Here is a 25,479-nt window from a genome sequence, read left to right as displayed (position 1 = left end):
CGGCGTGCTATAATAAAGAAAAACACCGCGATATTACTGTGAAAATGCTGCCTGTAAGGCGGCAGTTTTGCTTTTATCAGGGAAATGAAGATGATTTGCGTTCTCAATTAGAGAGGAGAATTCATAATGAATGAACAAGTGGTGACTCAAACCCATTCACAACAGCAGATTCAAGAAGAGCGGTCCGGAAAAAAGTGGCTCCAGCATGCGGAACTCATTGCGGCTCTCGTATCGGGCGCGCTTATTCTTGCGGCCTGGTTTTTCACCGAAGCAAAAGGCCTGTCCGTTACTTTGTATATCCTGGCCTTTGTGATCGGCGGATTTGCAAAAGCGAAAGAAGGAATTGAAGATACGCTGGAGACGAAGGCTTTAAATGTTGAACTTCTGATGATTTTTGCGGCTGTCGGCTCTGCCCTTATCGGGTATTGGGCGGAAGGCGCTGTTCTTATCTTTATTTTTTCGTTAAGCGGCGCGCTGGAAACGTATACGATGAATAAAAGCAGCCGTGATTTAACCTCCTTGATGAAACTGGAACCGGAGGAAGCGACCCTGCTTAAAGACGGACAGGAAAAGCGGGTGCCGGCCGCTGAACTCATGATCGGCGACATGATCGTCATTAAGCCGGGCGAACGCGTAGCGGCCGACGGGATCATCGAGTCAGGCGCGACGAGTCTTGATGAATCGGCGCTGACGGGTGAATCGATGCCGGCGGAAAAAACAGCCGGAGATTCTGTGTTTACAGGAACGGTAAACGGAAACGGCTCTTTAACGGTCCGAGTTACGAAAACAAATGAGCAGTCTCTATTCAGAAAAATCATCCGGCTGGTGGAATCGGCTCAAAACAGCGTGTCACCGGCTCAGGCATTTATTGAGCGTTTCGAAAGTGTCTATGTAAAAGGCGTGCTTTTAGCCGTGGCTTTGCTTTTATTCGTTCCTCATTTTGCTTTAGGCTGGAGCTGGAGTGAAACCTTTTACCGGGCGATGGTGTTTATGGTGGTCGCCTCCCCGTGCGCTCTTGTCGCTTCCATTATGCCCGCTGCGCTTTCCCTTATTTCAAATGGAGCCCGCAACGGATTGTTGGTTAAAGGAAGTGTGTTTTTAGAGCAGCTGGGAAGCGTCCGGATGATTGCTTTTGACAAAACCGGCACGATCACAAAGGGACAGCCGGCAGTTGCTGCATTCCAAGCGGCGGAATATGTGAATGAGGATGAGATCATGCAAGCGGTGTATACGATTGAAAAGCAATCAAGCCACCCGCTTGCAAAGGCGATAGCTGAATTTGCCGAAAGCCGGGGCGCCGCGCCTGCAGGCCATACATCGATTGACGAGACGTCCGGATTCGGTGTTCAGGCCGATATAGAAGGCGTCAAATGGATGATCGGAAAAGCTGGATTTGCAGGGAAAGAGGAGGCAGACGCTTTTTTGAACACGTCGGGAAATGAGTTAAAAGATAAAGGCTGTACGCTGGTTTTTGTTAAGAAAGATGACAGGATAGCGGGCTGTTTTGCGTTAAAGGATCAAATCCGGCCAGAAGCCAAAGCCGTAATGGCTGAGCTTGAATCACTCGGGATTAAAACAGCCATGCTTACCGGAGATCAGCCTGAAACAGCGGCTGCCATCGCAAACGAGGCTGGCATGACGACGGTTGTTGCCGATTGCCTGCCTGACCAAAAGGCAGAGGAAGTGAAGAAACTGAAAGAAACGTACGGCACAATCGCCATGGTCGGAGACGGCATTAATGACGCGCCCGCTCTGAAAACCGCTGACGTCGGTATTGCGATGGGAGGGGGAACGGACGTGGCTTTAGAGACGGCTGACTTGGTCCTGATGAAAAATGATCTTCATAAGCTTGTGAAAATGTGCAGGCTCTCACGGAAAATGAACCGGATTATTAAGCAGAACATCGTTTTTTCGCTCTCGGTCATCTGCCTGTTGATCTGCGCCAACTTCCTGCAGGTGATGGAACTGCCGTTTGGCGTTATCGGGCATGAAGGAAGCACGATTCTGGTCATACTGAACGGACTCAGATTATTAAAATAAACAAAACAGCCGCACATCGGGCGGCTGTTTTGTTAAATGTTCGTTCACAGCATAAACGCCGGAAAACTGATAGAATGAATAAAGAGCCACTTTGGTAAGGAGGAAAAACAAAAATGAATAGATTACAACGTGTTTCAGATTGGCTGAAAAAAGAAGGACACGATGCAGCGTTTATACATACAAAGGAAAACGTATTTTATTTAACTGATTTTTATACGGATCCGCATGAGCGGTTAATGGGATTGTTCCTGTTTCAAGAACAGGAGCCGTTTTTCGTCTGTCCGGGAATGGAAGCAGGACAAGCCCGCAGTGCCGGGTGGGAGCATGAAATTATCGGCTACGGCGATCACGAAGACCCGTGGGACCTGATCAAAGCCGAGCTCACAAAACGAAATGTGCGCCTTGATTCCATCGCGGTTGAAAAGGATTCGATCTCGCTTGCCCGTTCAGAACAACTCAAGCATGCTTCAGGGGGCGCCGCGTTCGCTTCGGCAGAAGAAACGCTCAACCAATTCCGTCTCGTAAAAGATGAGAAAGAAATCAGCATTCTCAGGGAAGCGGCAAAACTTGCGGATTTCGGAGTTGAAGTCGGTGTCGCAGCGCTTAAAGAGGGCGTGAGTGAAACTGAAGTGCTGGCGCAGATAGAGTTTGAGCTGAAGAAAAAAGGCGTGCAGGGCATGTCGTTTTCAACGATGGTGCTGTTCGGAGAAAAATCAGGCGAGCCTCATGGCAATCCGGGTACAGACCGCCTGAAAAAAGGCGATTTCGTTCTATTTGATCTGGGTGTTATTCTTGACGGCTACTGCTCAGACATTACGAGGACATTCGCATACCAATCAATCAGCCCGAAACAGGAAGAGATTTACGAAACGGTGCTTAAAGCTGAAAAGGCGGCGCTTCAATTAAGCAAACCAGGTGTGAGAATCGGCGATCTTGATTTAAAAGCCCGCGGCATTATTGAAAAAGCCGGATACGGAGACTATTTCCCCCACCGCCTCGGCCACGGACTCGGGATTTCGGTTCATGAATATCCATCAATGAGCAGCTCGAACGACACGCTCCTCAAAGAAGGTATGGTGTACACGATAGAACCGGGGATTTACGTGCCGGATGTAGGCGGCGTGCGTATTGAAGACGATGTGTTTGTCACAAAAGCCGGCGCCGAAGCATTAACGCAATATCCGAAAGAATTAACGATCCTGAAATAGAAAGCTAAGCTTTGTGATAAAAAAGGACGGTTCTGGAACGCAGCGTCCTTTTTTATCACCTTGTTAAATGAAAAAGTCATCAAAATGCTGAAATGGTTTGATATCATGCTTTTCCCGCAGCGGCCGCATAGCAAGATAACTGCCGCCGAGTATGGCCAGACACAAACCGATTAAGCAAAGAATCCCCATCACTGTTATTCTCCTTTCAAATGAATAGGCTGTATTTGTTTTTAGCTTACTGTATGAAACGCATTCCAGATCAAGGGAAAAAAGAAAGGGGGGACGCCATGGCTACGATCAGAGACATTGCCGGCGCTGCCGGGGTTTCCGTTACAACGGTATCAAGAGTATTAAACGATCATCCTTATGTAAGCGAAGACAAAAGAGAAAGAGTGAAAAAAGCGGTACAATCGCTCGGCTATACGCGCAACATCCATGCCGTGCATTTATCCAAAGGCTTTTCCGATATGATCGGCGTTGTGCTGCCGTCGGTGAATCTTCCGTATTTTGCAGACCTTGTCACGGGTATTGCCGAGGCTGCCGAAGCGTCAGGCGTGCATCTTTCTTTATACCAGACGGATTATCAGCAGCAAAGAGAACGCTTTGCTTTATCGCAATTACAGGAGCGCCAGGTGGATGGCCTGATTATCTGCTCCAAAGCAATTTCCGATGAGCAGCTGCTTACCGTGAAAGAACCGATTATCCTCTGCCAGCACACTGATGCGGCTGAGCTGTCCTCAATCAGTAATCCGCATGGGGAAGCATTTCGGCACGGCCTGGATTATCTGATAGAAAAGGGACACCGAAAAATAGCGATCAGCCTGGCCAGAAAAAAGGGGAAAAACAGTCAAGTCCGCATTGCCGCATACAAAGAGGCGCTGAAGAAGATCGGCCGGCCTTACAGGGAAGAGCTGGTTGTGGAAAAGGCGCTGACGCTGCTTGACGGGAAAGCCCTTTTTCACAGATGGAAGAGCTGGGATGACAAACCGACTGCGCTGTTTGCGGCGAATGATCAAGTATCCGCAGGTCTTTACCTTGAAGCCAAGGCAAACGGGACGCGCATTCCGGAAGAGCTGGCGATTTTGAGCATCGACAATCATGATATCAGCAAGATGTTAGGTATTTCCACAATAGATATACAAACGAAAGAAATGGGAAAGCAGGCTTTTCACATGCTTAAGAATCGGATCAGCGGCGGGCCTCCGGCAAGGAAGATTTTTGATTACCGTCTTATTGAACGATCAACCGTCTAAAAAAAGAATTGACGCGCTTTCTGTTCGTTTTGTACGATATGAGGTATTGAATGACAAAGGAGCTGAGGATCATGAAGGGGTCCTTTACAGTTGAGAAGGTATTAAATAACAATGTGCTGATCGCAACACATGATAGATACAGTGAGGTCGTCTTGATCGGAAAAGGAATCGGCTTTGGAAAAAAACAAGCGGATGTCATTGAAGATAAAGGGTATGACAAGATGTTCATCTTAAAGGATGAAAAAGAACAAAAACAATTTAAAAAGCTCCTCGGTTATGTGGACGAGACACTTGTCGACATCTCCAATGACGTCATTTATCATATCAGGAACCGAACAAGCCAACCGTTAAATGAACATATCCATATTGCGCTGACGGATCATATCGCCTTTGCGGTAAAGCGGCTGCAGCAGGGCTTTGACATTAAAAACCCTTTTCTTATGGAAACCGAAACGCTTTATCCGGAAGAATTTCAGATTGCCCGTGAAGTCGTCGGCATGATTAATGAAAAGACTGGAATCTGCCTTCCGGAAGGGGAGATCGGCTTTATCGCTCTTCATATCCACTCCGCCCTGACGAACCGTTCCCTTTCAGAGGTCAACCAGCATTCGCAGCTGATGTCCCGGCTCGTTCAGGTGATAGAGGAATCTTTCCAAATGAAAGTCAATAAAGAAAGCGTCCACTATTTGCGGCTGATCCGGCATATCAGATTTACCATAGATAGGATTAAACGGGAAGAGCAGACAAAAGAACCAGAAAAGTTAATGTTATTATTGAAAAATGAATACCCGCTATGCTACAATACTGCTTGGAAACTGATAAAAATCTTACAGCAAATGCTGAAAAAACCAGTTCATGAGGCGGAAGCGGTTTATCTCACGCTTCATCTGTACCGATTAACCAATAAAATTTCATAATTTCAGTTGAGACCTTTAAAAACGTGTCACTGATTCGATCAGGCATGAGTGATTGAGGGTAAAAAACGGGAAGAACGGCCCCGTTATTTTGCACACCCTTATTTACTCATGCTTTTTGTTGTGTAAAAGGGCAAATGTAAACGGTTAAACTGAAGACTTGCGCCTGTGAATTCGTTGTCATGAATTTTCGCTGTAAGGTCACACTAGCTAACAGGGGAGGTACATTCTTTATGTTTAAAGCATTATTCGGCGTTCTCCAAAAAATCGGCCGTGCTCTTATGCTTCCGGTTGCGATTTTACCGGCTGCGGGGATCTTGCTTGCGTTAGGGAATGCCATGCAGAACAAAGATATGATCCAAGTCATGCATTTCTTAAGCAATGATAACGTTCAGCTTGTGGCGAACGTTATGGAAAGCGCCGGCCAAATCGTATTTGACAACCTGCCGCTTCTTTTTGCAGTAGGGGTTGCGATCGGTCTTGCGAACGGAGACGGCGTTGCCGGAATCGCGGCCATTATCGGATACTTGGTCATGAACGTATCCATGAGCGCCGTGCTTATGGCAAACGGCAGTATTCCGTCTGACAAAATTGAACGTGCTAAGTTTTTTGCGGAAAACCACCCGGCCTATATTAACATGCTGGGGATACCGACTTTGGCGACGGGCGTGTTCGGCGGTATTATCGTCGGGGTTCTGGCCGCGTTATTGTTCAACAAGTTTTATAAAATTGAACTTCCGCAGTATCTCGGATTCTTTGCGGGTAAGCGGTTCGTCCCGATTATCACATCAATTTCCGCATTAATTCTCGGTCTTATTATGTTAGTAATCTGGCCTCCGATCCAGCATGGTCTGAATTCCTTCTCAACGGGACTTGTGGAAGCGAATCCAACCTTGGCGGCCTTTATTTTCGGAATGATTGAACGGTCATTGATTCCGTTCGGTCTTCATCACATTTTCTACTCGCCGTTCTGGTATGAATTTTTCAGCTATAAAGATGCAGCCGGAGACATTATCCGCGGAGATCAGCGGATTTTCATGGCTCAGATTAAAGACGGCGTACAGCTGACGGCAGGTACATTTATGACGGGGAAATATCCGTTTATGATGTTCGGCCTTCCGGCGGCAGCGCTTGCAATCTATCATGAAGCGAAGCCTGAAAAGAAAAAACTTGTAGCCGGAATCATGGGTTCTGCCGCTCTGACAAGTTTCTTAACGGGAATCACCGAGCCGCTTGAATTCTCATTCTTGTTTGTGGCTCCTATCCTGTTTGCGATTCACTGCGTATTCGCGGGACTTTCCTTTATGCTCATGCAGCTGCTGCATGTAAAAATCGGTATGACCTTCTCAGGGGGTCTGATTGACTACTTCCTGTTCGGAATTCTGCCTAACCGGACGGCTTGGTGGCTTGTCATTCCGGTCGGCTTAGGATTAGCCCTCATTTACTATTTCGGTTTCCGGTTTGCGATCAGGAAGTTCAACTTGAAAACGCCGGGCCGTGAAGAAGAAGCTGCGGATGAAGGGGCAGGCGCATCAGGCGAAGCCGGCGACCTTCCTTATGAAATCCTTCAGGCGATGGGTGATCAGCAAAACATTAAACACCTTGATGCTTGTATCACGAGACTTCGTGTGACGGTCAACGACCAGAAGAAAGTGGATAAGGCCCGTCTGAAACAGCTTGGCGCATCAGGCGTCCTTGAAGTCGGAAACAACATTCAGGCCATTTTCGGCCCGCGCTCTGACGGTTTAAAAACTCAGATGCAGGATATCATCGCAGGACGCACGCCGCGCCCTGAACCGAAAGTATCCGCACAAGAAGAAGTCAGCCAGCAGGTTGAAGAGGTTATCGCGGATCCGCTCCAAAACGAGCAGGGTGAAGAAGTGTTCGCTTCTCCGATCACCGGCGAAATCCATCCGATTACGGATGTGCCTGACCAGGTGTTCTCAGGCAAAATGATGGGTGACGGTTTTGCGATTCTTCCGGAAGAAGGAATCGTCGTATCGCCTGTCCGCGGAAAAGTGCTGAATGTTTTCCCGACAAAACATGCGATCGGCCTCCAGTCTGACGGCGGAAGAGAGATCCTGATTCATTTCGGAATCGATACAGTCAGCCTGAAAGGTGAAGGATTCACTTCTTTTGTTTCTGAGGGTGACCGGGTTGAACCGGGGCAAAAGATGCTTGAAGTTGATCTTGAGGCGGTTAAACCTCATGTTCCTTCATTAATGACACCGATTGTCTTTACAAATCTTGCTGAGGGTGAAACGATTTCCCTTTCGGCCGAAGGTACTGTAAAACGGGAACAAAAAGATATTGTGAAAATCGGAAAATAAGCATATAAATACGCCGTGCTTGTCAGATGACAAGTACGGCTGTATGATATAATATTGTGTAGTAAAATAGCTTTAATTTAAAGGAGAATGATAATCATGGCACAAAAAACATTTAAAGTAACAGCAGATTCCGGAATCCACGCTCGTCCTGCGACAGTTCTTGTACAGACTGCAAGCAAATATGATGCTGACGTAAACTTAGAATATAACGGCAAAACAGTAAACCTTAAGTCTATCATGGGCGTTATGTCTCTAGGTATCGCTAAAGGCGCTGAAATCACAATTTCCGCTGCAGGTGCTGACGAAAACGACGCTCTTAACGCTTTAGAAGAAACAATGAAAAGCGAAGGACTCGGCGAGTAATGCAAGAATTAAAAGGAATAGGCGCTTCAGCCGGAATTGCGATTGCAAAAGCATACCGGCTTGAAGAGCCGGACTTAACGGTTGAAAAGAAAAACATTGCTGATGCTGCGGCTGAAGTAAGCCGTTTTGATGAAGCGATTGTACGTTCTAAAGAAGAGCTTGAGAAAATTAAAGAGCATGCTTTAAAAGAACTGGGACAAGACAAAGCTGACATTTTCTCCGCGCACCTTTTGGTTCTGAGTGATCCTGAGCTGTTAAACCCGGTAAAGGAAAAAATCAGCACAGATTCAGTTAATGCGGAATTCGCTTTGAAAGAAACGGCTTCCATGTTCGTGACCATGTTTGAATCAATGGATAACGAATACATGAAAGAGCGTGCGGCGGATATCCGTGACGTAACAAAACGTGTGACAGGGCACCTGCTGGGCGTGGAAATTCCGAACCCGAGCATGATCTCAGAAGAGGTTGTCATCGTGGCTGAAGATTTGACACCGTCTGATACGGCGCAATTAAACCGTCAGTTTGTAAAAGGTTTTACAACTGATATCGGCGGACGCACTTCACACTCCGCAATCATGGCCCGTTCGCTTGAAATCCCGGCTGTTGTCGGAACAAAAGCGGCTACAGGCACAATTGAAAACGGTGTTACGGTGATCGTAGACGGCATCGATGGTGATGTGATCATCGATCCTTCCAGTGAAACGTTAAAGAAATATGAAGAAAAGCACAGTGCCTACCTGGCGCAAAAAGCTGAATGGGCTAAGCTCGTCAATGAACCGACTGTTTCAAAAGACGGCCATCATGTAGAGCTTGCCGCAAACATCGGCACCCCTGATGATGTAAAAGGCGTTCTTGAAAACGGAGGAGAAGCTGTAGGGCTTTACCGTACGGAATTCCTTTACATGGGACGCGACCAGCTTCCGACAGAAGACGAGCAATTCGACGCTTATAAGACGGTTCTTGAGCGTATGGAAGGAAAATCAGTAGTCGTGCGGACATTGGATATCGGCGGCGACAAAGAGCTTCCTTACCTGCAGCTTCCTAAAGAAATGAACCCGTTTTTGGGCTACAGAGCCATCCGCCTTTGCCTTGAAGAACAAGAAATCTTCAGAACTCAGCTGCGTGCGCTGCTTCGTGCAAGTACATACGGAAACTTAAAAATCATGTTCCCGATGATTGCGACAGTAAACGAGTTTAAACAGGCGAAAGCGATTCTTCTTGAAGAAAAAGAAAAACTCGTCAAAGCTGGCGTAACGGTTTCTGACGATATTGAAGTCGGTATGATGGTAGAGATTCCGTCTACAGCCGTTATCGCAGATCAGTTTGCCACAGAAGTTGACTTCTTCAGTATCGGAACAAATGACTTGATCCAATACACAATGGCTGCTGACCGCATGAACGAGCGCGTGGCTTATCTGTATCAGCCATACAATCCGGCGATTCTCCGTCTTATCACGCTTGTCATTGAAGCCGCTCACAAAGAGGGCAAATGGGTCGGCATGTGCGGAGAAATGGCAGGAGACGAAATTGCGATTCCGATTCTTCTCGGCTTAGGCTTAGATGAGTTCTCAATGAGCGCTACGTCCATCCTTCCGGCAAGAACGCAGATCAGCAAGCTTTCTAAAAAAGAAGCTGAATCATTCAAAGAAACAATCTTGTCTATGAGCACGACTGAAGAGGTTGTCGCATTCGTTAAAGAAACTTTCAATAAGTAATACAACAGCCAGACGGTGTAAGCCGTCTGGTTTTTTTCATATTCGGAAAAAAGGGGGGAACAATAACATTCAACAGGAGGGATTATCATGACAAAATCATTTGGAGCGGGGGATACGGTCTACGTCATTTACCGTAATCCGCATGCGGCCAATGTTGCCCATATTAAAGAGGCGGAGATCGTTCATCACCCATACCATGAGGGGGAACTGTCTCTTTTTTTACACGAAACCTATCATCCGCTGGCCGAAGATGATGCGGTCTTTTCGACATATGAAGAAGCAGAAGCGCTTTACAGCGAGCTTTTTGAAGAAGACCGGCACCGCTGATCAAAGGAAATGTTTACAACGCATATTCACTCTCTTTTGGACGGAAAGTAACAACATGAGACTATGTAAAGGGAGTGTCTGTCTATGCTGAAGCCGTTTGTTCCCCAGCTTGTTTATATTGAACCGCGAGCGCTCGAATACCCGTTAGGACAAGAGCTGAAACATAAGTTTGAAAACATGGGGCTTGAAATCAGAGAAACGACATCGCATAATCAAGTCCGGAATATTCCGGGGAAAAATCATTTGCAGCAATACCGGAACGCGAAATCAACCTTGGTGATCGGCGTCCGGAAAACATTGAAATTCGATTCTTCAAAGCCATCCGCCGAATATGCTATTCCGTTTGCGACGGGCTGTATGGGGCATTGCCACTATTGCTATCTGCAGACGACGATGGGGTCAAAGCCTTACATCCGGACATATGTCAATGTGGAAGAGATTCTGGATCAGGCTGATGAGTATATGAAAGAACGGGCGCCGGACTTTACAAGATTTGAAGCCTCTTGTACGTCTGATATCGTCGGAATTGATCATCTGACACATACATTAAAAAGAGCCATTGAGCATTTCGGACAAAGCGAATTGGGAAAGCTCAGATTTGTGACCAAATTTCATCATGTCGATCACTTGCTTGATGCGAAGCATAACGGAAAGACAAGATTCAGATTCAGCATCAATGCGGATTATGTCATTAAAAACTTTGAACCGGGAACTTCTCCGCTCGACAAACGGATTGAAGCCGCCGTCAAAGTCGCTAAAGCGGGCTATCCGCTCGGCTTCATTGTGGCGCCCATTTATATTCATGATGGCTGGGAGGAAGGCTATAAGGAACTGTTTGAGAAACTGGATGCGGCACTTGATGAAGATGTTCGGCATGATATTACATTTGAACTGATCCAGCACCGTTTTACAAAACCGGCCAAACGGGTGATCGAGAAGAACTATCCGAAAACAAAGCTTGAGCTGGATGAAGAAAAGCGAAGATACAAATGGGGACGTTACGGAATCGGCAAGTATATATACCAAAAGGACGAAGAACATGCCTTAAGGGAAACGCTCGAGTCTTATATCGAAACCTATTTTCCGAAAGCGAAAATCGAATATTTTACGTAAGGCGGAGCTGTCGGCATGACGGCTCTTTTTTTGCTGCGCCAAATGACGGAAATTTTTGATATTTATTTCAAGGTTTATTCATTTTCTTGGCCGAAAGACCGATATAACTCTCAGGAGGGGATGGTTATGTTTAAAAAAATGCATATTAAAATTGCTGTGTTTGTATCGGCAATGCTTATCGTAACGGTTGTTTTTTTAACGGTATCTTCATATTTGACATTAAAGCCGATGATGACAGATGAAGCAAAGCGCACGACAGAAAATGTCACCAATTCACTCGGTCAGAACATTGAGCTTCAGCTGAAAAATGATGAGACTGTATTATTGAGATTAGCAGGCAGTGAATTGTCCCGCACATTTTTGACAGATGGGAATAAAGAAACAGCGCGGCTCTTTAACGATGAGTTAAAGCAGATCGGACAGAATGACAAATATGTCGCGCTTGCATACGTCGGAACCGCAGACAAACAAATGTATACATATCCGAAGGCTGACTTTGCCAAAGACTATGATCCGACAAATAGAACGTGGTATAAAATGGCGGCAGAAAAACCTGATAAGGTTGTCTGGACTGAGCCTTATAAAGATGCTGTGACAGGGGATATGATCGTGACGGCTTCAAAAGCCATTCAAAACAGCGGAACCGTCATCGGAGTGGCGAGCTTAGATTTGAAGCTGTCCTCCATTCAGAGCATGGTCAATCAGCAAAAGGTTCCGTATAAAGGATTTGCGTTTTTAGCGGATGAAAACGGTTCTCTTCTGGCGCATCCGTCAAAACAGGGAAAAAATATTTCGGAAGATCAGGCATTAAAAGACATCAGTTCAGACAAAGAAGGCATCAAAGAGCTGCAAGGGAATATGGTCGTCTATCAAACGATAAAAGAAACCGGATGGAAAGTCGGAACGCAGTTTGAAAAAGATCAGCTGATGGGAGTAGCCGACAAAATGAATACAGTGAGTATTTTTATGTCGCTGATCGCCCTTGTGATTACGATCGGGCTCAGCTATTTCCTTGCGAAAACGATAACCGGGCCGATTCAGCAGCTGATCGCCAAAACAAATTCGGTCTCAGCGGGAGATTTAACCGTCCGCGCCCAGACAAAATCAAAAGATGAAGTAGGCGAATTAACAAAAGACTTTAACCAAATGGTTGAAAATATGAAAGACATGGTCGAACAGGTCAAGACCTCTTCAGAAAAAGTGTCCGATACATCTGACCAATTAACCGTCATTTCACAAGAGACAAATGAAACGAGCGGACAAATTGCAAAAGCGATAGAGGAAGTCGCCGCCGGAGCGACTGAGCAAGCGTCAGAGGTTGAGACGATCAATGAAAAATCTGAAAATCTCTCAGTCAAAATAAGAGGAATCGCCGATCGCGCGGGCAGCATAAAACAACTCTCAAAATCTTCAGAGGACGCCAGCTACAAAGGCCTGGATGCGCTCGGCCAGCTGCTGATGAAGTCAAATGAAGCCAATTCAGAAACGAAAAAAGTAGAGGCAATGCTGACTGATCTGGAAAACCAAACGAAAAACATAGAGGAAGTCGTAACGGCAATATCCGCGATTTCGGATCAGACGAATCTCTTGGCGCTGAATGCGAGTATTGAAGCCGCAAGAGCGGGAGAAAGCGGACGGGGTTTTGCCGTTGTCGCTGAAGAAGTCCGCAAGCTTGCTGAACAATCAGCTCTTTCCTCCGGCCATATCAGTGAGACGGTCCGGCTGATTCAATCAGAGACGAAAGAAGCGTCGCACGCAATGATCGAGGCAAGCAGAATGAATGATGAACAAAACAGCGCCATTCATGAAACGGGCGAAGTGCTCAATCTGATTACGACGGAAATGCAGTCTCTCGTTCAAGGAATAGATCATATTTACAATGACATTCAAAAAATGAGTGAAGAACAAGCCGCGATACAAGAAGCGATTCAAAGCATCTCCGCCATTTCTCAAGAATCAGCGGCAGCCGCGGAAGAAGTGAATGCTTCAACTGATGAACAGCTAGTTACGCTTGAAAAAGTGAAGCAATCGACCGACATGTTAAAGAGCGCGAGCGAAGATCTGATCAGCGCCATTTCTAAATTCACCTTGTAACGCGGGCTCTATCAGCCTGTCATATGGTAATATAGACATGAAATAGTATATATGAAACGCAGCAGGGGAGGAAAGCGCAGTGAACAAAACGGTCGGATTTATCGGTTTAGGTGTCATGGGAAACAGTATGGTATCGCACATTTTAGAAGCGGGCTATCCTGTTTTAGTCTACACGCGGACGAAACAAAAAGCGGAAGAGATTCTGAATAAGGGAGCGGTCTGGCAGGAGACGGTCAAAGACCTTTCGGAAAAAGCTGACATCATGATTACCATGGTCGGCTATCCGAGTGATGTCGAGGAAATCTATCTCGGTGAAAACGGCATTCTCCGTCATGCAAAAGAAGGGGCGTTTGTCATTGACATGACGACATCAAAACCGTCTCTGGCGAAGAAGATTGCGGAGAAAGCCAAAGAAAAATCAATTCACGCCCTGGATGCACCCGTTTCCGGCGGTGACATCGGCGCCCGGAACGGAACGCTTGCCATTATGGTTGGAGGAGAAAAAGAAGCGTTTGAAGCATGTCTGCCGCTTTTCTCCGTAATGGGGGAAAATATTCAGTATCAAGGGCCGGCAGGGAGCGGCCAGCATACGAAAATGTGCAACCAGATCGCGATTGCAGCGGGAATGGTCGGAGTGGCTGAAGCGATGGCTTACGCTGAAAAATCCGGTCTGAACCCGGAACAAGTGCTGAAAAGCATTACAACCGGAGCTGCCGGAAGCTGGTCATTGTCCAACCTCGCTCCCCGTATGCTGAAAGGCGATTTTGCACCAGGATTCTACGTGAAACACTTTATTAAAGACATGGGAATTGCTCTTGAAGAAGCGGAGCTCATGGGAGAAGAAATGCCTGGATTGGCGCTGGCCAAATCATTATACGACAAGCTTTCCGCGCAAGGAGAAGAAAACAGCGGGACTCAAAGTATTTATAAGCTTTGGGTGAAATGAAATAAGATTGCCCGAACGCGACTATTTTATGGATGCCGAGGAAGCGAATACTTACGATATTGTTGGTAGTGTTTTGTAAACAATGATCTGCAAACCTTGTATTCTTAGGGCCTTAATGAAGACAGGAACTTGGCAGGATAATGTATTAATGTATATCCGTTTATAATATTCTACTGTTTGGAATCCCCCTCGTTTGTTTGATGCAGATTGTCTATTATAAATCAAAAGGGGGATTTCCGAATAATTATAAGGATTAATACAACTTTCCAACAGTAGGATGTATCATGTTTGATTCAACTATGAATTCGAGTAACCCAAATGTACATAGCAATAAATCGAGTTGATTCCCGCAATTAAAACCTAATAATTTGGCATCCGAAAATTGAAATACTATAGATTAGCCTTCTAGCAAAACTGAAAAATAAAAGAGGATGTATCGTAAAAATTCAAGAGATTTACGAAAACATCCTCGATTCAGAGATTTCATCATTACATGTTGTTTTTTGAGAATTCCAGATGAAATCAACGTTAAATCCATTTGTTAATAATATGAATTTTAATGTTGTACAGTAATATAGTGTTTCAGTTCTCCTATATGGGTTTGAGTTCCCCAGGTCAATGCTACTTGCACATCATACTTGCCTGCTGGAATATTTTTCGTCAAAAAGCTTACTTTAAAATTGCGAACATTATGTCTATTAACATCTATATATTTGACTATATCTCCTTTTTTATTTTCAAGAAAAACTGTAACACCCCAGTTTACCTCATATTTTGAAGGCACAGTACCTGTTACGACAATAGAAGTAGCGTGTTTTGAGTAAGTATTAGCATCTGTTTGGAATTTAATTGCTCCTTTTGAAGTCATGGCTAACGCTTCTGAACTGTTTGAGAAAATCCCGAATGTCAAAAGAGCAGCTGTGAATAGTGTCATTACAATTTTTTTCAATTGAAACTTCCTTTCGCCATTTATTTAGAAACCCATTCACTATACTAATAAATTTTGGAAAAGTATTCAACGGAAAAATAGGTAAATTCTACTTTTTATTATAAAAAAGTATTACTAAAGAAGTAAAGGCTAGCAAAACCACTTTAATCCTCACGTTTAAGATTTTACAAAAAAGCTCCCGGCACAGAGGTGCCGGGAGCTTCAAAAGTTTATAAATTTATAAAATGTCAGGCCCTTGCCCGTACGCATGTTGATTATGTTGTGAATTTCATAAATAAAGATTTTGGCGTCTCCGGGTTACCGGTTTTGAGCACTTTTGCGCCGTCTCATTCACTTTTTCGACAGAAAAAAGATTGCCCCGCGGGGCAATCTTTTTTTGTTTATTTTCCGATGAATTGCTGTGTCCAGATGTTTCCTGATTCTACATAACCGACACCGATTTGAGTGAACTCAGGATTCATGATGTTCTCTCTGTGGCCTTCACTGTTCATCCAAGCTTTGACGACTGCTTCCGGAGTCGGCTGCCCTTTGGCGATATTTTCACCGGCAGTTTTATAAGTGATTCCGAAAGACTTCATCATATCGAAAGGTGAACCGTAAGTAGGGCTTTGGTGATCGAAATAGTTTTTGTCTTTCATATCTTGTGATTTTGCGTGAGCTGATTTGCTTAGTTTATCATCAATCTGCAGAGGTTTTAAGCCTTGCTTTTGTCTCTCTGCGTTTGTCAATTCAACGACTTTCTTTTCATACGCACTGACAGATGAAGGAGTTTTCTCGCTGCTGTTGTTTGTGTTATCTGTCTGTTTTGCATTGTCAGCCGTCTGGTTTTGATCGGCTTTCGGTTTTTCAGCAGCTGCCGGTGCCGTTTTTGCCGGTGTTTCTTTTTGAACGTCTTTAACTGTCATATCAGAATGCTTTGCGTGTTTTTGCAGCTGTTGTTTCAGTTCTTTCTCATTTTTAAAGCTCAGCTGTTTCGCGCTCTTTTTCATATGTAGTTTTTCAACAGCCTCTTGAAGAGTCAGATGCTGTACGGTGTTTCCTTTTTTCACAGTAACGACGTGCTGGCATGACAGCTCTTTGGCAGATGCCTGCTGAATGCCTCCGAATGTAATCAAACTGACTGCCGCGGCGGCAGATAAGAGAAATGCTTTCTTCATAAGTTTATAGCCTCCCAGAGAAGTTGTTTTTTTCTACATGAAAAATCTTATCACAGCTTTTTTGTCATAATGCAGGCATTTATTTCCTTTGACAACAAACGTTTGTCATAATTGTAATTGAGCATAGAAAAATGGCTTTATATCAGGAAAAACGATCTGTATTTATATTTTAAAATCCGTTACATCACTTCAAGTTATTTGAAGTGTTAGATATTTTTTAAGATAATTTGATCTTGACAGTTTTTTTTACCTGTTTTCGCTGTAACAACTTTTACAAAAATGTTACAATTAAAATCTGTTTATGTAAATATATTCAATGATTTGAGAGGTGTAACAGAAAGTGGCTGAAGTCGCGCGTGAACCAAAGAAAAAAACGAAACGTTACAGAGCGCTGAGAATGAATCTCTATTTTTTAGTTGTTTTCCTTCTCTTTACGGCACTGATTTTTAAACTCGGCATCGTCCAGATTGTCGAAGGGGATAAACACCGCCAGGATGCGGAGAAAGCAAATGCAAAAACCGCCTATTATCCGACACCGCGGGGAAAGATGTATGACAAGCGGAACAGAGTGGCGGTTGATAACCAGGCTGTGCCTGAAATTGTATACGTTTCTACCTCAAAAACCTCGGCAAAGGACAAATTGAAAACGGCAAAAAATCTTGCCGCACTGATCCATATTGATACTGAATTTATGAAGGATCGAAATATCATTGATTACTGGCTTGCCGCACATCCGAAGAAGGCGGAAAAGCTTATGAAGGATTCAGAAAACAGCCTGAAATCCCAAGAAGTGTACAAACGCCAGATTGAACGCGTCCCGAAGCAGGAGATTGATGCGATCAAAAAAGATAAAAAAGAGCTGCAAATTGCGGCGATTTATACGCGTTTTTCAAGCGGAAACGCCTATCAGCCGCAAGTCGTCAAATCAATGGACCCGAATAAGCTGAACGGAAACGGAAACAGCGGTTCACTGCTTGACGAACATGAAAACAACAAACAGAAACCGAAAAGCGACCTGACATATGAAGAAGTTTCCGTCGTATCCGAGCACCTGAAAGAGCTCCCCGGCATTGACGTAATCAATGACTGGACGCGGAAATATCCGTACGACAAAACGCTGTACTCTCTGTTCGGCGGTGTGACGACACCGGAACAGGGATTGTTGGGCGAACGGAAAGATTATTATGTCACAAGAGGCTACTCACTGAATGACCGGGTGGGTAAAAGCTACATTGAATATCAGTATGAAGACTATTTAAACGCACATAAAGAAAAAGTAGAGTATGTGGAAAACAGCAAAGGTGAAGTCATCAGCCAAAAGCCCGTCGATGAAGGCAGCAGAGGCTACGATCTGCAGCTCTCGCTCGATATGGAATTACAGTCGAAAGTCGAAAAAGTCATTGAAAAAGAGCTGAGAAGAAGCCGCGCCGCCGGCAACTATATGGTTGACCGAGGATTTGCCGTCATGATGGATCCGAACAACGGGGATATTCTCTCAATGGCGGGAAAACGCATTGATCTCGAAACGAATAAAACACAGGATTTTGCGATCGGAGCATTTACGACCCAATATGAGATGGGATCTTCTGTTAAAGGAGCGACTGTTCTTGCGGGTTACCAAAGCGGCCTCCCGCATTATAAAACGTTTGTCGATGCGCCCCTTACGTTTAAAGGCGGAACGAAAAAACAATCGTGGACACAAATGGGAGCCATTACTGAGCTGACCGCGCTGCAAAGAAGTTCAAACGTATATATGTTTCATGTGGCCATGCATATAGCTGGCATTACCTACAAGCCGTACGGCACACTGCCGGCCGGATTAGACGATATTAAAAAAATGCGCAACTACTACGCCCAATTCGGCCTAGGTGTGAAAACCGGGATTGACCTTCCTCAGGAATCAGCGGGAATGCAGTCAAATCCGCAATTGGTCGGGGGATTGCTGCTTGACTTTGCGATTGGCCAGTTTGATACATATACGCCGCTTCAAATGGCTCAATATATCTCGGCCATCGCAAACGGCGGATATCGCGTGCAGCCGCGGATCGTCACAAGCATTCATGAACCGGACAGCAAAAACAAACTTGGAAAAGCGATTGAACAGCGTGATATTAAAGTTTTGAACAAAGTAAATAACAGCCCGAGCGATTTTGATCAGGTTCATAAAGGAATGAAATTGGTCACAAGCTCACCTCAAGGAACGGCTTATTCAACATTCCAAGGTTCCGGCTCTGATGTTTCCGGAAAAACGGGAACCGCGCAGACGCACTATTACGGCACGAACAAAAACTGGTGGGGAAAAGAGCCGTATAATCTGACCTTTGTCGGTTATTATCCGTCAGAACATCCACGAGTGGCATTCAGCGTCGTCGTTCCGTCTGTTCGAGATGATCACGATCCCGTCAGTAAAAACATTGCCAAGGGAGCAGTTGACGCTTACAAAGAGCTTGAAAAGAAATACAATAAAAAATAACAAATGAAAGGGCGGCCGAACATATCGTGCGCCCTTTCTTTCATTCAGGAAAATTGACGTTCACAATAAGAATAGAAGGAGAATGCTCATTTTTTAGCGAATCAATCTAGTGGAAATTCTTTTAATATCAGCCTGTGACCAGCCTGCAGTGTGAGTAAAATGCAAAGGAGGGATTCTGTGGAACAGGATACTCAGCATGTCAAACAGCTTCAATCGAAAACCGATCTTCATGCCGTTTTGACGTCTAATGGGCGTATTATGTATATTTCTGCAAACTGCAAATCGTATTTCAGTTATTCCCAGGAAGAGATGATCGGATCGTTTCTCAAAACGTTCCTGCATGAGGAAGATCAATTTTTGGTTGAAAGTTACTTCTATAATGAGCATCATTTAATGCCTTGCACCTTTCGCCTTATTAAAAAAGATCATACCATTGTTTGGCTTGAAGCAGGTGTGGAAATTGTCACACCGCAAATGGAGGGGACAGATCGGGAAATTATCCTTAAAATCAAGGTGCTTAAGGAGAAGACACCGTGCAGGTCTTATATGTATGAACAAAAGAAGCCAAAGGCAGAACAACAGTCAGCAGAAGCGGCTGGAAACGGCGAATTTGAGCGTCTTGTTGAAACGCTGCCGAATCCTCTATACGTCAGTATCAACGGCACAATCGCCTATGCCAATAACGCGATGCTTGCCATGCTGGGAGCCGAAAGCAAAGACGAGGTGATCGGCAGGCGCTCTTATGAGTTTATCGAAGAAGAGTATCATGACATTGTGAAAAACCGAATTGTGCGGATGCAAAAAGGAATGGAAGTCGGAATGATTGAACAGACGTGGAGAAGGCTTGACGGCACGCCCATTCATTTAGAAGTGAAGGCGGCGCCGACGACATATAAAAATCAGCGGGCGGAATTACTGCTTCTGATTGATATTTCTTCACGGAAAAAATTCCAGACGATTCTTCAAAAAAGCAGAGAGCGCTATCAGCTCCTCATTCAGAATTCAATTGATACGATCGCCGTGATTCACAATGACAAATGGGTATTCATGAATGAGTCGGGTATTTCGCTGTTTGAAGCCGAAACCTATGAAGATTTAATCGGAAAAAACGTCTATGATCAGCTTCATCCCTGTGATCATGACGACGTGAGACAGCGGATTCAACATATTATCGACCGAAAGACCGAGTCCGAAATCATTAAACAATCGTGGTTTACTTTTAAAAACCGGCTGATCTACACGGAAATGGTCTGCATTCCGACGACGTTTTTCGGAGAAACGGCCGTGCAGGTCATTCTGCGTGACATTTCTGAGCGGAAGCAGACGGAGGAATTAATGCTGAAGTCGGAAAAGCTGTCTATCGCAGGGCAGCTGGCGGCGGGAATCGCTCACGAAATCCGCAACCCCCTGACGGCGATCAAAGGATTTTTACAGCTCATGAAGCCGACGATGGAAGAAAACGAACATTATTTTGAAATTGTGTTTTCTGAACTGAGCAGAATCGAATTGATTTTAAGTGAACTTTTAATGCTTGCCAAACCTCAGCATAACGCAGTGAAAGAGCGTGTAAACTTAAAGAAAATTATAAGTGAAGTAACCGCTCTTTTAGAGACGCAGGCAAATCTTAAAGGGATTTTCATCAAAACGGATTACGAACGGGACAGCATGTTTATTAACGGTGATCAAAATCAGCTGAAGCAGGTGTTTATCAATCTGATAAAAAATGCCGTTGAGTCGATGCCTGATGGAGGAACGGTCCACATTCTCATGACAGAAGATGAATATTCCGTTAAGGTGACGATCAAAGACGAGGGTGACGGGATACCAGAAAACGTGCTGAAACGAATAGGCGAACCGTTTCTGACAACGAAAGAAAAAGGAACCGGCCTGGGGCTGATGGTCACATTCAACCTTATTAAAAACCATCAGGGAGCGATCCAAGTAGACAGCAAACCGGATAAAGGCACAGCTTTTCACATTACATTCCCGAAACAATAAAAAACAACGGCGTAACGCCGTTGTTTAAATAGTCTGCATGGATTCTCTCGTTTTTAAAATAAACGCTTCCAGCCGGTCCAAACCTTCTCTCAATGTATCCAGTGAATATGCGAATGACAGCCTCACATACCCTTCACCCAACTTTGAAAATGAGCTGCCGGGCACCAGAGCCACACCTGCATCCTCTAAAAGAGCCATACTAAAATCAAACGATGACATTCCGAATGACTTAATGGAAGGGAAGATATAAAATGCGCCTGACGGCTTTACGACGTCAAGCCCCATTGACACAAGACGGTCATATACATAATCAAGCCGCTTTTTATACTGTTCTCTCATAATAAGCGCATCATCAACGCCGTTTGTCACCGCTTCAAGCGCCGCTTTCTGGGAGATCGAGGAGGCGCATGTCACACTGTATTGGTGAACTTTTAAGATGTGCTTGGCAATGTCTTTCGGTGCGAAAATGAAACCGATTCTCCAGCCCGTCATGCTGTGTGATTTTGACAGGCCGTTGATCACGATCGTCTGGTCTCTCAAATAAGACGCAATCGAATAATGCGGCCTGTCATAGGTTAATTCGCTGTAAATCTCATCCGACAGTACAAAAACATTTCTGCCTTTCAGTACGGCTGCGATGTTTTTCAGCTCTTCTTCTGACAATGTCACTCCGGTCGGATTTGACGGATAAGGAAGAATAACGCATCTTGTTTTAGGCGTCAGCGATTCTTCAATGAGCCGCGCCGTCAGCTTAAATCCGTGTGTCGTCGTGTCCACATGAACGGGAACGGCGCCGGACATGCGGATAATCGGTTCATAGCCGGGATAAATCGGTCCGGGCAGAATGACTTCATCGCCGGGAGATAAAATCGTCCGCAAAGACGCGTCAATCGCTTGGCTCGCCCCGGTTGTGACGATGATTTCCGTTTCGGCCTCATAATTCAGATCCGCTTTTTTCTTCATATAAAGCTGTACGGCCTGTCTCAGCTCAAGACCGCCCGCATTCGGAGTATACGCCGTAGCGTTCTCGTCGATTGCTTTTTTGGCCGCCGCTTTGACATGGTGCGGCGTGAAGAAATCCGGCTGGCCGATCGTAAGCGAAATGACATTATCGTGCTGAGCTACAAGATTTGAGAATTTGCGAATTCCTGAAATTTCAATTTCTTTTACATTCGGATTAAGCAAATGTTCCATAATTCATCACCTTATACTATATATTGAGTTTATCCTATTTTACCACTAGCTGAGCATTTGTCATCTATTTAAGTGAACTATCCCGAGTATATGTCCGATATGTGAAAACATACCTTCTTTCAGAAAAAAATAAGACAACCAGCTGAAATGATTGTCTTCATTGTATCATGATCTATCTATTGTGATATGTGGCGAATGTCATTAATACCCGTATTCAAAGCTGATGTTTTCCCGCCATACGATATACGGAGCGGGCTTATCGGGACACTCATTCGCTTCTTTTTTCATTTGCAGGTAAGCCGTTTTACTGATATCTTCTAGCACCGTCATTTGATCTTGGTCGAATATAACTACTGTACCCATTTATTACACCCTTCTTCCTGAAAAATCCTTGACTATTTTACCACTCGATGTCAAAAAGTCAATGGGATATCAGAAAAAAGAATCTTTTTATAAAGAGTTAATAGCCAGTTGGCCTGAATACATTCACTTTTTCCGTTTACAGCCGATATAAACAGTACAATACTGAATGCGGATAGCGAGGGATTGAATTGTCTTTACAACAATACGATATTTTATTGGATTCAGGCACAAATGAATTAGAAATCGTCAAATTTGAAGTAGGCGTCAATACATTTGGCATAAATGTGATGAAAGTCCGGGAAATCATTCAGCCGGTAGATGTCACATCTGTGCCCCAGTCTCACAAAGACGTAGAAGGGATGATTAAGCTGAGAGGCGAAATTCTTCCCGTCATCAGCCTGTATACCTTTTTCGGCGTTGATGCCGAAGGGGCAAAAGACGATAAATATATCGTGACGGAATTCAACAAGCGGAAAATCGTCTTTCACGTCGGTTCCGTATCACAGATCCACAGGGTGTCCTGGGAGGCGATTGAAAAGCCGACTTCGCTGAATCAGGGCATGGAGCGGCACTTAACGGGTATCATTAAACTGGAAGACACGATGATCTTTTTACCTGATTATGAGAAGATCATTTACGACATTGAATCGGCATCCGGAGTTGAGACTTACCATGTCCATCAGGAAGGATTTGATGAAAGACGGGCGGGTAAAAAACTGATTATCGTAGAAGATTCTCCGCTTCTGATGCGCCTTTTGACGGATGAACTGACTGAAGCGGGGTACAGTGAAATCGTTACGTTTGAAAATGGAAAAGAAGCGTATGAATATGTCGTGGAATTAACGGATAAAGGAGCAAATCTGTCAGACCATATTGACATGATCATCAGCGACATTGAGATGCCGAAAATGGACGGGCACCGTTTGACGAAGCTCCTTAAGGATAACCCGCAAAGCTCTGACGTGCCGATTATGATCTTTTCGTCCCTGATTACGGATGATCTGCGCCACCGGGGCGAAGTCGTCGGAGCGGATGAACAGATCAGCAAGCCTGAAATCAGCGAGTTAATTAAAAAAGTGGATACGTACGTGATTGAATAGAAAAAAAGCCGATGCGTCATGCATCGGCTTTTTTGCAGTGGAATTAAAAATAACTCTCACCAAGTTTTTTAAACACGGGTTTATGATAAGCGGGCTGCTGCCTGTTGGCGGCTAGCGGTTTTTCCTTTAAGCCCACATATTTTTGCAATAAGTTTTTCGCTTTTGTCAAAGACATTTGTGCTTTAGGATTGCGGTACGATTGATTTAATGTACCTAAATGCGGAAGATGCTGGAAGTCTTCTTTTGTTGGAGGCATGTGAAAATAGTAGTCTCCGATAGAGATAAGTACGTCTGACTGCTGTTGGCTAAACCTGGGATTATTTGAAAAGTGAAGCCCTATTTTTTTCCCTTTGCCTTCTTTCACAAGCTTTTGTAATGCCCGTTTTTTCAGCAGATAAAGGTATTTAGGGTTGGGGGCGGTTTTGGCATGGCGGTTCACAGTATAAACAGCTTTTGAAAGATTCTCGATGGTTGGCTGCAGCTCTTTCGAATAAGCGTGGTCGTCCATTATTTCTCTCCTTTGCATTGATCAAGTTCATATATAGATTATACTTTTTTAGCGTTGAAATGCAAATATTGAATATAAAAATACGCCTTTTTCTGATGAAAAGGGCGCATTTTTTTCCTTTATTAGACAGGATTTGCATGTTTTTCAGAATCAGCTTTTAATGATTGCTGCACATCGATTTCCGCCGCCTCGGCGCTGTACTTCGGAAGGGCGATAAAATAGAACACAAATACCGCCAAAATCACGATTCCCATGCCGTAATAAAGGTAATCAATATTGGAAACGAATTTCGGGAATAACAGGGCGACAAGTCCGAGTGTAATCGATTGGGCAAACATCATAAAGGGATCCTGCCAGCCGCTGACCCGGCCCATTATTTTCGGATGAACGATTTTCGGCATCCAGCCGCCGATGGCGATATTGACAGGGCCGATGCACATGCCGAGGACAAAAGCCGCCGCATAATAAATCCACAGCTGATCCGTATAGCCGAGGACAAAAATGAGCAGTCCGGCAGCCAAAATCGGAAGCGACATCAAATGATGCGGTTTGACTTTTTTTGCGATCATCGTTCCGATCACACTTCCGGCAAGCAAACCGAAGCCGAGTGCGACGGTGAAGATGGAAGTGTGTGATTCGTAATGATCGGGCGCTAGTCCGTATTTCATCGTAAACATCGGAAGTACGGCAAAGCCGCCGTTGACAAATCCAAAAATAAAAAAGCCGAAAATAAGAGAAGCAAGCAATTTGTTTTTAATAATATATACGATCCCTTCTTTAAAATCAGCGACCGAGTCTTTCAGAAACGAATCTCCCCATTTAAAAGGGCCGTTCGGCTGACGGGCTTCTATCGGAATGCGGCAGGCGCGGATCAGAAAGCCTGACACAATAAAGCTGACAAAATCAAGGATGATGGCTCCGTGAACACCGATCGTTTTATACATAAACGCACCCATACCGACGCCGAATACCATAAAGATGCTGAACAGGATCTGGTTAAGCCCCGCTGCTTTCGCATAATGCTCCTTAGGCAGAATAGCTTGTACAAGGCTGGCTTCTGCCGGGAAAAAGAACTTGGTCACGGCGCTTCTGATGAACAAAATGCAGAACACGAGAGGAATATTCCCGCTGTATAATGCCGCAAACAATACGATCGTCAGTCCCGCCCTGATCCAGTCACAATTTTCTGCGACCTTTTTCCTGTCGAGCCGGTCAGCTGCGACACCGACAATCAGAAATACGAAAACTGTCGGCAGCGAATACATGAGCTCTGCCAAAGTCGTGTATGCCGGCTGGTTGGCAAAGCGATCCAGCAAGTAAAAAGCGAAAGCCATATTACCTACAGTCGTTCCCATTTGAGAAGCGAGTGCTGCGAAAAATAAACGGACAAAATTGCGATTTTTAAATATATCCATAAACACGCTCCTTACCCTA

20 protein-coding genes and 1 pseudogene are annotated in these 25,479 nt (G+C 44.8%); 14 read left to right on the top strand and 7 right to left on the bottom strand.

Going from position 1 to position 25,479, the window contains the following annotated elements:
- The first annotated feature begins 126 nt into the window (after positions 1-126).
- Positions 127-2,040: a heavy metal translocating P-type ATPase gene (locus ACXN9U_RS07700; protein ID WP_489202392.1), complete on the top strand. Its 1,914-nt coding sequence runs from the start codon at positions 127-129 to the stop codon at positions 2,038-2,040.
- 113 nt (positions 2,041-2,153) lie between these two features.
- A complete protein-coding gene (locus tag ACXN9U_RS07695) occupies positions 2,154-3,248 on the top strand; it encodes a M24 family metallopeptidase (RefSeq protein ID WP_489202391.1) in 1,095 nt (364 codons plus the stop codon).
- 63 nt (positions 3,249-3,311) lie between these two features.
- Here ACXN9U_RS07695 and ACXN9U_RS07690 read toward each other — a convergent pair whose 3' ends face one another.
- Complete coding sequence (locus ACXN9U_RS07690; RefSeq protein WP_016936325.1) at positions 3,312-3,437, bottom strand: hypothetical protein; 126 nt, start codon at positions 3,435-3,437, stop codon at positions 3,312-3,314.
- A 98-nt stretch (positions 3,438-3,535) separates the two neighbouring features.
- Here ACXN9U_RS07690 and ACXN9U_RS07685 point away from each other — a divergent pair, with 98 nt between their 5' ends.
- From ACXN9U_RS07685 to ACXN9U_RS07645, 9 genes are all read left to right on the top strand, one after another.
- Positions 3,536-4,501: a LacI family DNA-binding transcriptional regulator gene (locus ACXN9U_RS07685; RefSeq protein WP_060962931.1), complete on the top strand. Its 966-nt coding sequence runs from the start codon at positions 3,536-3,538 to the stop codon at positions 4,499-4,501.
- A 71-nt stretch (positions 4,502-4,572) separates the two neighbouring features.
- Positions 4,573-5,418 (top strand): glucose PTS transporter transcription antiterminator GlcT, encoded by an 846-nt coding sequence (glcT, locus tag ACXN9U_RS07680; RefSeq protein WP_032864752.1) that lies wholly within the window; start codon positions 4,573-4,575, stop codon positions 5,416-5,418.
- Positions 5,419-5,648: 230 nt separating this feature from the next.
- Complete coding sequence (gene ptsG / locus ACXN9U_RS07675; RefSeq protein ID WP_060962930.1) at positions 5,649-7,745, top strand: glucose-specific PTS transporter subunit IIBC; 2,097 nt, start codon at positions 5,649-5,651, stop codon at positions 7,743-7,745.
- A 96-nt stretch (positions 7,746-7,841) separates the two neighbouring features.
- Complete coding sequence (locus ACXN9U_RS07670) at positions 7,842-8,108, top strand: phosphocarrier protein HPr (protein ID WP_010334034.1); 267 nt, start codon at positions 7,842-7,844, stop codon at positions 8,106-8,108.
- Positions 8,108-9,823, top strand: coding sequence for a phosphoenolpyruvate--protein phosphotransferase (ptsP, locus tag ACXN9U_RS07665; protein ID WP_013352056.1), 1,716 nt, complete (start codon positions 8,108-8,110; stop codon positions 9,821-9,823). Before ACXN9U_RS07670 ends, ptsP begins: the two co-directional genes overlap by 1 nt.
- Positions 9,824-9,910: 87 nt before the next feature.
- Positions 9,911-10,150 carry a splAB operon transcriptional regulator SplA gene (gene splA, locus ACXN9U_RS07660; protein ID WP_047475280.1) on the top strand — a complete coding sequence of 80 codons (240 nt, stop codon included), beginning with the start codon at positions 9,911-9,913 and terminating at the stop codon, positions 10,148-10,150.
- Positions 10,151-10,234: 84 nt separating this feature from the next.
- Positions 10,235-11,263: a spore photoproduct lyase gene (gene splB, locus ACXN9U_RS07655; RefSeq protein ID WP_060962929.1), complete on the top strand. Its 1,029-nt coding sequence runs from the start codon at positions 10,235-10,237 to the stop codon at positions 11,261-11,263.
- 126 nt (positions 11,264-11,389) lie between these two features.
- A complete protein-coding gene (locus ACXN9U_RS07650) occupies positions 11,390-13,357 on the top strand; it encodes a methyl-accepting chemotaxis protein (protein ID WP_489202390.1) in 1,968 nt (655 codons plus the stop codon).
- 79 nt (positions 13,358-13,436) lie between these two features.
- Complete coding sequence (locus tag ACXN9U_RS07645; RefSeq protein ID WP_489202389.1) at positions 13,437-14,303, top strand: NAD(P)-dependent oxidoreductase; 867 nt, start codon at positions 13,437-13,439, stop codon at positions 14,301-14,303.
- Between the two features lie 556 nt (positions 14,304-14,859).
- Here ACXN9U_RS07645 and ACXN9U_RS07640 read toward each other — a convergent pair.
- On the bottom strand, positions 14,860-15,252 hold the full coding sequence (locus ACXN9U_RS07640) for a hypothetical protein (RefSeq protein WP_082761602.1): 393 nt from the start codon (positions 15,250-15,252) through the stop codon (positions 14,860-14,862).
- Positions 15,253-15,632: 380 nt separating this feature from the next.
- Entirely contained in the window at positions 15,633-16,409 is a 777-nt protein-coding gene (locus ACXN9U_RS07635) for a CAP domain-containing protein (protein ID WP_060962927.1), read from the bottom strand.
- Positions 16,410-16,749: 340 nt separating this feature from the next.
- On the opposite strand from ACXN9U_RS07635, the gene ACXN9U_RS07630 reads away from it, so the two are divergent.
- Together ACXN9U_RS07630 and ACXN9U_RS07625 are read left to right on the top strand one after the other, a co-directional pair.
- Positions 16,750-18,882 carry a peptidoglycan D,D-transpeptidase FtsI family protein gene (locus tag ACXN9U_RS07630; RefSeq protein ID WP_060962926.1) on the top strand — a complete coding sequence of 711 codons (2,133 nt, stop codon included), beginning with the start codon at positions 16,750-16,752 and terminating at the stop codon, positions 18,880-18,882.
- 177 nt (positions 18,883-19,059) lie between these two features.
- Positions 19,060-20,880, top strand: coding sequence for a PAS domain-containing protein (locus ACXN9U_RS07625; RefSeq protein WP_060962925.1), 1,821 nt, complete (start codon positions 19,060-19,062; stop codon positions 20,878-20,880).
- Here the strand turns inward: ACXN9U_RS07625 and ACXN9U_RS07620 are convergent.
- Both ACXN9U_RS07620 and ACXN9U_RS07615 read right to left on the bottom strand, forming a co-directional pair.
- Positions 20,861-22,074 (bottom strand): annotated as a pseudogene (locus ACXN9U_RS07620) (aminotransferase A). The gene ACXN9U_RS07625 and the pseudogene ACXN9U_RS07620 sit on opposite strands and share 20 nt — an antisense overlap.
- Before the next feature lie 201 nt (positions 22,075-22,275).
- Positions 22,276-22,437 (bottom strand): hypothetical protein, encoded by a 162-nt coding sequence (locus tag ACXN9U_RS07615; RefSeq protein ID WP_167388676.1) that lies wholly within the window; start codon positions 22,435-22,437, stop codon positions 22,276-22,278.
- Positions 22,438-22,625: 188 nt separating this feature from the next.
- On the opposite strand from ACXN9U_RS07615, the gene cheV reads away from it, so the two are divergent.
- Positions 22,626-23,537, top strand: a complete 912-nt coding sequence (gene cheV / locus ACXN9U_RS07610; protein WP_060962923.1) for a chemotaxis protein CheV — start codon at positions 22,626-22,628, stop codon at positions 23,535-23,537.
- A gap of 43 nt (positions 23,538-23,580) precedes the next feature.
- Here cheV and ACXN9U_RS07605 read toward each other — a convergent pair whose 3' ends face one another.
- Positions 23,581-24,045 (bottom strand): YkyB family protein, encoded by a 465-nt coding sequence (locus tag ACXN9U_RS07605; protein WP_013352067.1) that lies wholly within the window; start codon positions 24,043-24,045, stop codon positions 23,581-23,583.
- A gap of 122 nt (positions 24,046-24,167) precedes the next feature.
- Positions 24,168-25,460: an MFS transporter gene (locus tag ACXN9U_RS07600; RefSeq protein WP_060962922.1), complete on the bottom strand. Its 1,293-nt coding sequence runs from the start codon at positions 25,458-25,460 to the stop codon at positions 24,168-24,170.
- Positions 25,461-25,479: the final 19 nt, after the last annotated feature.

The sequence above is a fragment of the Bacillus sp. BACIII genome (genome assembly GCF_057836745.1).
This window is presented reverse-complemented; position numbering and strand designations above follow the sequence as displayed.

What these genes read in the sequence shown, in the direction of transcription:
- ACXN9U_RS07700 (WP_489202392.1), top strand. Translation starts at nt 127, where the DNA reads ATGAATGAACAAGTGGTGACTCAAACCCATTCACAACAGCAGATTCAA.
- ACXN9U_RS07635 (WP_060962927.1), bottom strand. Translation starts at nt 16,409, where the DNA reads ATGAAGAAAGCATTTCTCTTATCTGCCGCCGCGGCAGTCAGTTTGATT.
- ACXN9U_RS07600 (WP_060962922.1), bottom strand. Translation starts at nt 25,460, where the DNA reads ATGGATATATTTAAAAATCGCAATTTTGTCCGTTTATTTTTCGCAGCA.
- ACXN9U_RS07605 (WP_013352067.1), bottom strand. Translation starts at nt 24,045, where the DNA reads ATGGACGACCACGCTTATTCGAAAGAGCTGCAGCCAACCATCGAGAAT.
- ptsG (WP_060962930.1), top strand. Translation starts at nt 5,649, where the DNA reads ATGTTTAAAGCATTATTCGGCGTTCTCCAAAAAATCGGCCGTGCTCTT.
- glcT (WP_032864752.1), top strand. Translation starts at nt 4,573, where the DNA reads ATGAAGGGGTCCTTTACAGTTGAGAAGGTATTAAATAACAATGTGCTG.
- ACXN9U_RS07690 (WP_016936325.1), bottom strand. Translation starts at nt 3,437, where the DNA reads ATGGGGATTCTTTGCTTAATCGGTTTGTGTCTGGCCATACTCGGCGGC.
- ptsP (WP_013352056.1), top strand. Translation starts at nt 8,108, where the DNA reads ATGCAAGAATTAAAAGGAATAGGCGCTTCAGCCGGAATTGCGATTGCA.
- ACXN9U_RS07695 (WP_489202391.1), top strand. Translation starts at nt 2,154, where the DNA reads ATGAATAGATTACAACGTGTTTCAGATTGGCTGAAAAAAGAAGGACAC.
- splB (WP_060962929.1), top strand. Translation starts at nt 10,235, where the DNA reads ATGCTGAAGCCGTTTGTTCCCCAGCTTGTTTATATTGAACCGCGAGCG.
- splA (WP_047475280.1), top strand. Translation starts at nt 9,911, where the DNA reads ATGACAAAATCATTTGGAGCGGGGGATACGGTCTACGTCATTTACCGT.
- ACXN9U_RS07685 (WP_060962931.1), top strand. Translation starts at nt 3,536, where the DNA reads ATGGCTACGATCAGAGACATTGCCGGCGCTGCCGGGGTTTCCGTTACA.
- ACXN9U_RS07615 (WP_167388676.1), bottom strand. Translation starts at nt 22,437, where the DNA reads ATGGGTACAGTAGTTATATTCGACCAAGATCAAATGACGGTGCTAGAA.
- ACXN9U_RS07650 (WP_489202390.1), top strand. Translation starts at nt 11,390, where the DNA reads ATGTTTAAAAAAATGCATATTAAAATTGCTGTGTTTGTATCGGCAATG.
- ACXN9U_RS07670 (WP_010334034.1), top strand. Translation starts at nt 7,842, where the DNA reads ATGGCACAAAAAACATTTAAAGTAACAGCAGATTCCGGAATCCACGCT.